10 protein-coding genes are annotated in these 10,832 nt (G+C 48.7%); 7 read left to right on the top strand and 3 right to left on the bottom strand.

The features are described from left to right. The 6 genes from BN93_RS06570 to BN93_RS06600 form a co-directional block, all read left to right on the top strand. The coding region (locus BN93_RS06570) for a DUF4843 domain-containing protein (protein WP_019187540.1) at positions 1–517 on the top strand (517 nt) is incomplete at its 5' end. A 48-nt stretch (positions 518–565) separates the two neighbouring features. Beyond that, the gene (locus BN93_RS06575) at positions 566–2,071 is read left to right on the top strand and encodes a PKD-like family lipoprotein (protein WP_084768707.1); all 1,506 of its coding nucleotides are present in this window, start codon (positions 566–568) and stop codon (positions 2,069–2,071) included. A 108-nt stretch (positions 2,072–2,179) separates the two neighbouring features. Continuing rightward, positions 2,180–3,535 (top strand): TlpA family protein disulfide reductase, encoded by a 1,356-nt coding sequence (locus tag BN93_RS06580; protein WP_084768709.1) that lies wholly within the window; start codon positions 2,180–2,182, stop codon positions 3,533–3,535. Positions 3,536–4,677: 1,142 nt separating this feature from the next. Next, a complete protein-coding gene (locus BN93_RS06590) occupies positions 4,678–5,577 on the top strand; it encodes a Fic family protein (protein WP_019187544.1) in 900 nt (299 codons plus the stop codon). 129 nt (positions 5,578–5,706) lie between these two features. Beyond that, positions 5,707–6,027: a metal-sulfur cluster assembly factor gene (locus BN93_RS06595; protein ID WP_019187545.1), complete on the top strand. Its 321-nt coding sequence runs from the start codon at positions 5,707–5,709 to the stop codon at positions 6,025–6,027. Positions 6,028–6,052: 25 nt separating this feature from the next. After that, positions 6,053–6,817 carry a UDP-2,3-diacylglucosamine diphosphatase gene (locus BN93_RS06600; RefSeq protein WP_019187546.1) on the top strand — a complete coding sequence of 255 codons (765 nt, stop codon included), beginning with the start codon at positions 6,053–6,055 and terminating at the stop codon, positions 6,815–6,817. Between the two features lie 364 nt (positions 6,818–7,181). On the opposite strand, the gene radC is transcribed toward BN93_RS06600, so the two are convergent. The 3 genes from radC to efp all read right to left on the bottom strand — a co-directional run bounded on the left by radC (position 7,182) and on the right by efp (position 10,009). Next, the gene (gene radC, locus BN93_RS06605) at positions 7,182–7,862 is read right to left on the bottom strand and encodes a RadC family protein (protein ID WP_019187547.1); all 681 of its coding nucleotides are present in this window, start codon (positions 7,860–7,862) and stop codon (positions 7,182–7,184) included. 423 nt (positions 7,863–8,285) lie between these two features. Next, entirely contained in the window at positions 8,286–9,323 is a 1,038-nt protein-coding gene (locus tag BN93_RS06610; RefSeq protein ID WP_019187548.1) for a glycosyltransferase, read from the bottom strand. A 119-nt stretch (positions 9,324–9,442) separates the two neighbouring features. Next, positions 9,443–10,009, bottom strand: coding sequence for an elongation factor P (gene efp / locus BN93_RS06615; protein WP_019187550.1), 567 nt, complete (start codon positions 10,007–10,009; stop codon positions 9,443–9,445). Between the two features lie 235 nt (positions 10,010–10,244). Between efp and BN93_RS06620 the strand changes: the two genes are divergently transcribed. Beyond that, the coding region (locus BN93_RS06620) for a DUF4369 domain-containing protein (protein WP_157462769.1) at positions 10,245–10,832 on the top strand (588 nt) is incomplete at its 3' end.

The raw sequence follows: 10,832 nt of genomic DNA on the forward strand, positions 1-10,832 counted from the left end.
CGACAAAGCCATACCCGGCACACACTATGTGCCGCTGAACGACGAGTCGATACGGCCTTTATTCACCATCAAGGCCGGCCGCGTTAAAGACAGCGTGGGCATTGTGGTGTTGCGCCACGCATCGTTGAAGAAAGCCAGCGTGCGCCTGCGCCTGCGGTTGAAGGAGAACGAAGACTTCGCTTTGGGCGAACGCAGGTTGCAAGAACAAACCATCATCATATCCGACAAGTTGGAAATGCCCTCCAACTGGAACTACACCACCAAGGCCTACCTGGGTAATTACAGCGCGCCCAAACACCGGTTGATGATGCAGGTGGTGGGCGGCAAGGTAGACGATGTATGGATTGCGGAGGCGAACAAGTCGCAAGAACTCATCGTTTACTGGCGCGGTAAGTTCATCGAGGCGTTGGAAGCATTCAACAGCGACCCTGCCAACATCGCCTCTGGCTTAGCACCAATGCGCGAAGACCCCACCAACGCCAGCAGTCCGCTCGTCACTTTCCCTTCAAGGGTGTGACACAGCCGACACCTTTCTCTTTATCTAACCAACACAGACAATAACACGATGAAACATATAGCTATTTTCTCAGCCCTCGCAATGGCTTGTTTGCTTGGCAGTTGTTTCTCAGACAACGGCAACTACGACTATCAGCCGCCCATCAACATTCGCGTTACAGGGGTGAACGAGGCCTACACCGTTAACCCTACGGGCGACAAACTGCAAATCGCACCCAAGATTTATCCCGAAAACAGGCAATACGATTGCTTCTGGATGGTGATACCTGCCGCTGCATCATGGAACGAACAGGCCGACACCATCTCGCGGCAACGCAACCTAGACTATAACGTGAACCTGAGCGTGGGCAACTATAAACTGCGGCTATGTGCCAAAGACAGGGCCACGGGCGTGTTTGCCTACGAACAATACGACCTATACGTAACCACCGACATGGACACGGGATGGTGGATTTTGAAAAGCGAGAGCGACAGTGCCGACATCGATTTCTTCTCGGAAACGAAAGCCAAACCCAACATTGTGCACGCCGCCAACGGCCACCATCTGCAAGGAGCGGCACAAAATCTTTATTTCACCATCAACTATTGGAACTTCAACACCGCCACCTTACGCGACACACGCGTCAACGCCGTGTTCGTTGCCAGCAACAAAGACTTGGCCGTGTTAGATTATTTCACGGGCAAAATAATCCGTGGTTATGAAGAACTCTTTGTGGAAGAACCCGCACGCCGCGAAGTGCGCGACATGTTCGCAGGCCCGTCAGACGTGCATGTATATGTGGGCGACTTTGTTTACACGCTCTTCAATTCGAAGTACGACATCTATAAACAGTTCGTCCTTAAAACACTGGGCGACTACAATCTCTCACCCATCCACCATTCTGGGCGCGCACTCCCCCTGCTGTTCAACACCAAGAACAGCTCGCTGTGCAGCGTGAGCCGCACTTCGCCCGCCATCAACTACTTCGTAGACGGCAACGGGCCGCTTTCCCCAAAGAACATGAACATGGATCTTGTCTTCATGGGTGGGCGCACCACGGCGGCCTACAACGAAGGCGATGAGGCCTTAGCCATCGTCAAACGCAAAGACACGGGCAAATATCTCTTGCTCACCTTGAACGGGAAACCCAACGGGATGGACCTCAACCCCATACGAAAATCCGAAGAGTTGGACGGTTCGCTCAACGTGTTACAGGCCACCCACCGCGCCCTGAACCAAAACAACCGCATCATCTATTTTGCCAAAGACAACCGCCTTTATGCCTGCAACCTCGATAACAACACCGAAACAGCGCAAGGCATCAGCTGGAATTCGGGCGAACAGGTTACTTACATGGAGTTCTTAAAGTATGCGCCTTACGGGTTAGACAGCACATGGTTCGACTATCTGGCCATTGCCACCACCCAAAACGGACATTATAAGCTATACCTGCACCCCGTGCCGGCGGGCAATGTAAAGCCTGCCGTCAAGGTGTTGGAAGGTAAGGGCGAGGTGAAACGCGCCTGTTTCATGAGCCAAACCAAAAACGGTTTCTACACCTCAACCCTGTTCTAAGCGCCGAAACATCCTTTTTAGGCAAACAAAACGCTTTGCCCAAGGCACAACAAGCAACGCCACATTATCGCAACAACAGCAAATTAAACTCATCATTCCAAACATTCAATGAAAAGAACAATAACGGTTCTCACCGCAGCATGCCTCTGCTTCGCATCGTATGCAGCCATCGTCATTCGCGGGACAATAGCCCCCGACTTGGGAAACAAGGTAAGCCTTTACGCCATCAACGACGGACTGGATAGTCTTTGCGCCACAGCGCAAATCGCCGGAGGAAAGTTTGTGCTCAAATCGGCTGTGCCTTACAATGGGCTTTACGTGCTTAGCACCGACGAAAACAACAAGCTAAAACATGCCATATACCTGAAAGACGGCGCACAACTGGCCGTGAACTATGGCAGAGATTTGATTGTGCTGCCTACAAACGGCAATGCCCACGAGAAAGATTTCGCCCTCTGGGCCACCAAAAGCGCGCCCGTGTTCTACCATGCCTACCTCTATAACCACACGCCAGGGGGAAAGACGGTAAAGCCCCAGCAATTCTTGAAAGAGATGGAAGTGCTGAAACAAACCGCCGCTGCTTTGAAACGTAAGGCGAATGGCAAGGCAGACAAGAACAGCTTGCTGCAACTGAAAATAGATGCCGACCTTGCATTCTACATGCTTTCCTATCGGAAGAACAATCCAGACGCCGTGGACGACAACTTCATTCCGCCCGCCGCACTGCAAGACTACAAGCAACTGTTTAGCGACAAAAGCGTGTTGCGCCTGCCCTACGCTCCTGAGATGTTGGCACTTTATGTAGATTACCTTGCCGAAAAGCAAAACATCGGCAAGGAAGACTATCGGCAACGTCTCTCGCTTTTGTCCAGCGAACCATTGCGAGAGGCCTATCTCTACCAAGTGGCACAAGGCCTGAACTACGACGAGAAGTACATGGCACTGCTCCGCGCCTGGGGAGACACTCCCCTATCCTCGCGGTTACAGCAGGCGTTAAAGCCCATCGAAGAAGCATTGGCCTGGTCGAAAGTGGGACAAACCGCCATCGACTTTCGCGGCATTCGCCCCGACAGCACAACACTATCGCTGAGCGATTTGCGCGGAAAGGTAGTTGTTATAGACGTTTGGGCCACATGGTGCGCACCCTGCATCCGCATGATGCCCTATTTCAAGCAACTGGAAAAAGAATTGTCGCACCCCGATCTCGCATTCATGAGCGTCTGCCTTGGCGTATGGGCGGAGAGCGACCGCTGGGAAAAGCTCATTCAAGAGCACGGACTCACGGGCAACCTCATCTTTATCGACAGCTGGACCAAGGGTTTCGCCGTAGACTATCACGTAACGGGCGTACCCCGATTTATGCTCATCGACCGCGAAGGCCGCGTACTATCTTTCGCTGCCCCCGCCCCCAACAAACCTGAGCTGAAAGCAATGATACTCGAAGCATTAAACGCAAAGCAGTAAAAACAGGCTTGCCAACTCGCGCAAAATCATAAGGCCTAAAAACACCCACGCTGTTTTTAGGCCTTATCCATTCGTCCTGTTCGGGATAACAAGGGATGTTGTTTGTACGTAAGCATCCACTTTACCAGATATCACCAACACACCAAAGGTAATTTTTAGCCCCACCTTTAACCTGCTGTTTACCCTTCCCCAATCCGTTAAATTCGATTTCTTTTCTTTACAAAACACCTCTCCCAGCCACAGCCCTTTTAGAGAAAAAGGAGGGTAAAAACCACGTAAAAAGCATGTTTTTGCCCTGTTATGGGTGTCGCCCTCCTCGCTTTTTTGACACAAAAACCTGCATTTAGCATCAAATTGGCTCGCTAGTTTGTCGGCAGCTCATCATTTTTCACTCCCCAAAAACGGCTTTTTACCCCTAGATTTCCACTTTTTTACTGCCATTTTGCACCTTTTCTACACACTTTTTCTATCGCGCGCAAAGGTTTTTGCCCCCTACACCCACAGCATTTTTATACATTTTGCCTGCCATTTAGGGGCAAATCACAGTGCATTTAGCGGCAAATCGCCTTGCATTTTGCACCAAAACGCAGTGCATTTAGCACCAAAACGCAGTGCATTTTGCCGCAAATAGCATGATATTCGCATCAAACAGCGGCCACTCTGCATAAAGTTGCGTTTAACACAACATAAATATGCAAATAGCTAGTTATGCACAAAGCCCCATTTTGTACCGAAACCAACTCTCGCGAGAATCGATTTTTTGCCGCCACTCATCCACTCGACGACTAAAAAGGCACTCACAATGTTAAAAACTCTACTAAAAACATTACATTTCCACCCATGCACAACCGCCCATTGTCTACACAATTCGCCCAAAAACAAACCTTTCGCAGGTTTGGCAAAGCGTGCACACCCACGCTGTGTGGCGATAACGCCCATCACACCTGCGGCAAAACGCCGCACAAACCATACCTATCTGCCACTCATCATCCACCAGTGGGGACGAACACGACCAACGCCATCAGGTGGACAATCTAGCCTTAAACTTACAACATAGACTAAAAATCAGTGGCAAACATTTACCCTTTGGTGCTGTGGTCAGCAATAAAATGTGTATTTTTGCAATAGCTTAAACGTTTAATATGCCAACAGATATGCAGTTTGTTTCTACGAAAGAGTTTGCCGAGGCACATGGCGTGGCCGAACGTACAGTGCGCAGCTATTGCGCACAGGGCAAGATTTTGGGTGCACAACGCATTGGAAGAAAGTGGTGCGTACCCACCAATGCTACCCTGCCCACACGCAGAAACGCCAACGAAAGCATATCGCCACTGCTCGAAACGCTTAGGCGAGAGAAGGACTGTGGCATGAAAGGAGGCATCTACCACCATACGCAGATAGCCTTAACCTACAATTCTAACCACATCGAGGGCAGCTGCCTTACCGAGGAACAAACGCGATACATCTTCGAAACCAACACGATTGGCCTTACAGACAAGGCCATCAAGGTGGACGACATTGTGGAAACCACCAACCACTTTCGCTGTGTCGACTTCATTATATCACGCGCCAAGGCACCCTTAACAGAACGAATGATTAAGCATTTGCACGCCTTATTGAAGAGTTCAACATCAGATTCGGCCAAATCGTGGTTTGCCACAGGCAACTATAAGCGGCTGCCTAACGAGGTGGGTGGCATCGAAACAATTGCTCCACAAAAGGTTGGCGAGGCTATGCGCACGTTATTAAAGGAATATCGAGCAATAAAAGAGGTTTCGCTAACACACATTCTCGACTTTCATCATCGGTTCGAAACCATCCATCCTTTCCAAGACGGCAACGGGCGCATTGGTAGGCTTATCATGTTTAAGGAATGTCTTAACCATCATATTGTGCCTTTCATCATCACCGAGGAGTTGAAAATGTTTTATTATCGCGGTCTTCGCAACTGGCTAAGCATAAAAGAATATCTCCTCGACACCTGCTTAACGGCACAAGATAGCTATAAGGCGCGGCTTGATTATTTCCAAGTAAAGTACTAAGTGGCCAAAGGCCGTGTGCATCCTTTTCGCGCTCGCTAACGGCAGATTATACCATTTTTTCGCTTTGCTTTCGTCGCCGTTCGATATTTTTTCATTAACTTTGTTGGTAGAACAATAAAGGATATAGCTATGACACAAGAAGAGAAATTGAAGATAGAAGAACGGATTATTGATGTGCTGAAAACGGTTTACGACCCCGAAATTCCCGTTAACATATACGACTTAGGATTGATTTACAAGGTTGACTTGCACGAAGACGGCACGCTAGACCTTGACATGACCTTCACTGCACCAGCCTGTCCGGCGGCCGATTTCATTCTCGAAGACGTGCGCACAAAGGTGGAAAGCATCGAAGGAGTTACCTCTGCGAACATCGAATTGGTGTTCGAACCCGCTTGGGACCAAAGCATGATGAGCTACGAGGCCCGCGTGGAACTGGGATTTGAATAAGCAAAGGCCACTAAAACCCTTGGTTATGAAGAATGTTTATTTTCTTTCAGACGCGCATCTCGGCTCGTTGGCCATCGAACATGGCCGCATGCACGAGCGGAGAATTGTGCGTTTCTTGGACAGCATCAAGCACAAAGCCGAGGCGATTTATTTACTTGGCGACCTCTTCGACTTTTGGAACGAGTACAAGATGGTGGTGCCCAAGGGCTATACGCGCTTCTTAGGCAAGCTGTCCGAACTGACGGACATGGGCGTTGAGGTGCATTTCTTTGTGGGAAACCACGATCTTTGGACATACGGCTACCTGGAAGAGGAGTGCGGACTGATTGTACATAAGAAACCACTTACAACAGAGATATACGGAAAGGTGTTCTATTTGGCGCACGGCGATGGGTTGGGCGACCCCAACAATTCGTTTAAGCTGTTGCGGAAAGTGTTTCACAACCGCTTTTGCCAAGTGCTTTTCAACGCCTTGCATCCCCGTTGGGGCATGGCTTTCGGTCTTAACTGGGCCAAACACAGCAGAATGAAACGTGCCGAGGGCAAAGAACCGCCTTACATGGGCGAGGATAAGGAGTATCTTGTGCTGTACACTAAGGCTTATATGAAGGACCATAACAACATCGACTTCTTTCTCTATGGCCACCGCCACATAGAGCTCGACCTGATGCTATCGAAGAAAACGCGCATGATGATACTCGGCGATTGGATTTGGCAATTCACTTATGCCGTGTTCGATGGCGAACATATGTTTATGGAGCAGTATGTGGAAGGCGAATCGCAGCCGTAAGGTTAAAGTAAGTAGTAAGGAGGTAAAGGTAGTAAGGAGGTAAAGGTGCTAAAGGTAGTAAGGTAGTAAGGTAGTAAGGTAGTAAGGTAGTAAGGTAGTAAGGAAGTAAGGAAGGATGCACCGTTAAGCTAGAATGCCTAGATGCCCTATAAAACTAGATTACCTAGAAGCACTAGGAAAACTAGATTACCTAGAATAACTAGATTGCCTAGAAACTCTAGGATAACTAGAAAGTCTAGAACAACTAGATTGCCTAGAAGCCCTAGGATACCTAGATTGCCTAGAACAACCAAGCATTCAAGTTAATGGGCGTTAGCCATTTTTTCACCTTTTCACCCTTTCACCCTTTCACCTTTAAAAGCCTTTACACAAGCCTTCCTTCCTCGTGATAGCTGTAATAACGCCCATCGGTAATGATGATGTGGTCTAGAAAATGGATACGCATGGTTTCGCAAGCCTTCTTTACGGTTTGTGTAAGTCGGTCGTCGGCCGTGCTAGGCGACGTGTTGTTGCTGGGATGATTATGACAAAGCGCCAGTATGGTGGTGTTGTTAAGCAGGGCCTCGCGCATAACAACACGCACATCAACGGCCGTTTCGCTGATGCCGCCATGCGAAATACGAAAAGCCTTAATCAATTTGTAGTTCTGATTCATCAGCAAAGCCCACGCCTCTTCCACGTCGAGGTCTTGCATTCGGGCGTGCATAAAGTTGTAGATGGCCGTTGCCGAACCAAGGTCTTGCCGTTCTTCGGCCTGCTCTTGCTGTCTACGCTTGCCCAATTCGCACGCCGCCATGATGGTAACGGCCTTGGCCTCGCCAATTCCGCGATAGTTCATCAGCTCGTTAAACGAAAGTCGGCCAAGGCGTTTAAGGCTGTTGCCACAGTCGTTGAGCATGCGTTTCATCAAATCAACAGCAGATTCGTTCACCGAACCCGACCCAATAAGGATGGCCAAAAGTTCGGAATTGGTTAGGTTTTCGGCGCCAATGCGCGCCATTTTCTCTCGCGGGCGGTCTTCTTCCGCCAAATCAATGATTTTCATGATTAAGACTTTTAAAGGTGAAAGAGCTTTTATAGGTGAAAGAGTGAAAGGGTGAAAAGGTGAAAAAATGGCTAACGCCCATCAACTTGTCAACTCGTTAACTTGTTAACTGGTTAACTTGTAAACTCGTCAACTAGCAAGCGTGAAAAGATGACTACGCTTATTAACTTATCCAGTTGTTCTAGGCTTTCTAGTTGTTCTAGATCATCTAGTTATTCTAGGCAATCTAGTTGTTCTAGGCAATCTAGTTATCCTAGGGGTTTCTGGGCAATCTAGTTATTCTAGCCTTTCTAGTTGTTCTAAGTAATCCAGGCCGCCTGGTTGTATTTATGGTATCTAGGCATTCTAGCTTAACTGCTCATCCTCGCTTACTACTTTACTCCCTTTACTACTTTACTCCCTTTACTACTTACGACTTACTACTTACTTATAAAAAGTTTTTTCAAAGGCACTAAACTCGTCTTTTCCCTTAACACAGCGCCGCCACCATGCTTGCAAGAACCCAAAACCATAGCCCATTAGCTGAGTAAAGGCTGCTGCCACGCTAAGCAAGGCGATATGTAGGCTGCCAAACATGGTAAGCGCATGCACGAAAAGGGCCAACGAGTAAACCAATAGGGGCGAAACACCGGCTATAACGAGCCATTGGCCCAACACCACGCAGCCTAACAGCCATGAAACAACGCCTGCCAAGGCCACGCCAGCAAGCAAAATAACCCCTAAGGTGAACACCATAGGCAACAGATGCACCAGTTTTAGCGATTCGGGATACTTCTTATAGAGGTTTATTCGGGCGATGCCGCTGTTGTAAACCTGACGGAAGAACTTGCGAAAATCCGTACGCCGCTTGTGCCACACCCATGCTTCGGGGAACAAACGACAACGAAGTTGCGCCTTAAAGATACGTATCGAGAAGTCGATGTCTTCGCCAAAGCGCATCTTCGAGAACCCTCCAAGCTGCAAATACGCACTGCGCCGCACGCCCATGTTGAACGAACGCGGGTAAAACTTATCCATCTTCTTCTTTCCGCCGCGTATTCCGCCCGTCGTTAAGAAAGCAGTCATCGAGTAAGAAATGGCTTTTTGCTTGGGCGTAAACGAGGGATGGGCCGCATCGGGGCCGCCAAAAGCATCGGCATCGTTGGCGTTCAGCTCGTCTTCCACGGCTTGCAGGTAGCCAGACGGCACCACCACGTCGCTGTCTAGTATCAACACATAGTCGCCTTTGGCCCTTTCAACGCCGTAGTTGCGGCTCTGTCCTGGCCCAGAGTTCTCCTTATAATAATAATGTAGGTTGAGCAAGCCGCGGTATTTCTCGCATACATCGTGGCAAGGAACGGCCGAACCATCTTCAACAACAATCACTTCAAAGTCGGTTATGGATTGTCGGGTAAGGCTTTCCAGCAGTTCGTCCACCTCGTCTGGGCGGTTATAAACGGGTACGATAAACGAGTATTTCATTTGGCGGCATGTTTTAGGCGTGGTGCGAAGTAGGTTTGTGGCTTTCGTAGCAGTGTGGCGAGAAAGGCCAAACCCACCTCCAACGCCATGTTGGAGGTGAGCATCGGGGCCTTATTGTCTTATTCTTTCACTCTTTGCAGGTACGACCCGTCGCGCGTGTCAACCTGAATCAGTTCGCCTTCGTTGATAAAGAGGGGCACGCGTACCACCACACCCGTTTCCAAAGTGGCGGGCTTTGTGGCGTTAGTAGCCGTGTCGCCCTTGATGCCAGGCTCGCTGTGCGTGATGCGCAACACCGTTTTCACGGGCATTTCAGCAAACAACACGGTTCCATCTGTGGTATCGGTAACAACTTCCACCACGTCGTTCTCTTTCATAAACTCAACACCCGTGATAGCCTCTTTGGCAATGGGGGCTTGCTCGAAGGTCTCTTGGTTCATGAAGATATATTCCTCGCCATCCTTATATAAATATTGATAGGGACGACGCTCGATGCGAACGTCTTCCAACTTAAAGCCAACTTGGAACGTACGATCAAGCACACGACCCGTGGTAACGTTCTTCAACTTGGTACGCATCACGGTGTTTCCCTTGCCGGGTTTTACATGTTGAAAGTCGATACAAGTGAAAATCTGGTTGTCAAGACGGATACATGTGCCGATCTTGATTTCTTGCGAATTAATCATTTCTGTTCGTTTATATTATTATAATAATGTGCAAAGTTAGCCATTTCGTTGAATATTTCATCCGTTTAAGATATAATTTAACTGATGGTATGCGCTAAAAATCACCCACTAAGTACACCTCGCCATATTAAAAACACCTATTTTATGAGATAAAAAATGTAAAATGCGGTGAAAAACCATTTTCTTAATGTATTTTTGCGTAATAAATTGACACCAAATACACATACTTAAAACAATGAAAAGAATACTAACTACCGTCTTAACAACGGCCGCTATGCTCACTGCCAACGCTGCCAACCCCGCGGAAGGCGTGTTGAAAGTGAAGGGTACGCTGAAAAACTTCGGCGACTCGCTAATCCTTTTTGTCGCCGAACCAGGGCATAACCCCAGTCCTCGCGATACTTGCGTGATGAAAAACGGTGCGTTCGACTTTACCGTTAAACTCGCAAAGGTATCCGATTTGACCGTGGCAACGCCCGAAGCCGTTAGGGGACAATCGCGCCAATACCTTACTTTTGTTGGCGTTCCGGGAGAAACACTTGTGCTAAACGGCGACGCAGACGGCAAATATACTTACGAGGGCTCTAAGTTCTACAAGGAGTTCGCCGAGATGAAAAACGCTCTTGAAAACTCAAACTCGGAGTTGGATGCGCTCATCAAGTCGCTTAACGAACGCATGGAAAAGGGCGAAAAGCAAGAAGACCTGATGAAAGAGTATCAGGAAAAAGCGCCTGCACTGCAAGCTAAGGCCGGCGTGGCGTACAAAGACTTCATCAAAGCGCACCCCGATTACGAGGCAAACGCCATTATCGTAACCAGCCTT

Source organism: Prevotella conceptionensis 9403948, assembly GCF_000312305.1.
GTDB classification, from domain to species: domain Bacteria; phylum Bacteroidota; class Bacteroidia; order Bacteroidales; family Bacteroidaceae; genus Prevotella; species Prevotella conceptionensis.

Coding starts and splice junctions, on each gene's coding strand:
- BN93_RS06575 (WP_084768707.1), top strand. CDS start 566: ATGAAACATATAGCTATTTTCTCAGCCCTCGCAATGGCTTGTTTGCTT.
- BN93_RS06580 (WP_084768709.1), top strand. CDS start 2,180: ATGAAAAGAACAATAACGGTTCTCACCGCAGCATGCCTCTGCTTCGCA.
- BN93_RS06590 (WP_019187544.1), top strand. CDS start 4,678: ATGCCAACAGATATGCAGTTTGTTTCTACGAAAGAGTTTGCCGAGGCA.
- BN93_RS06595 (WP_019187545.1), top strand. CDS start 5,707: ATGACACAAGAAGAGAAATTGAAGATAGAAGAACGGATTATTGATGTG.
- BN93_RS06600 (WP_019187546.1), top strand. CDS start 6,053: ATGAAGAATGTTTATTTTCTTTCAGACGCGCATCTCGGCTCGTTGGCC.
- radC (WP_019187547.1), bottom strand. CDS start 7,862: ATGAAAATCATTGATTTGGCGGAAGAAGACCGCCCGCGAGAGAAAATG.
- BN93_RS06610 (WP_019187548.1), bottom strand. CDS start 9,323: ATGAAATACTCGTTTATCGTACCCGTTTATAACCGCCCAGACGAGGTG.
- efp (WP_019187550.1), bottom strand. CDS start 10,009: ATGATTAATTCGCAAGAAATCAAGATCGGCACATGTATCCGTCTTGAC.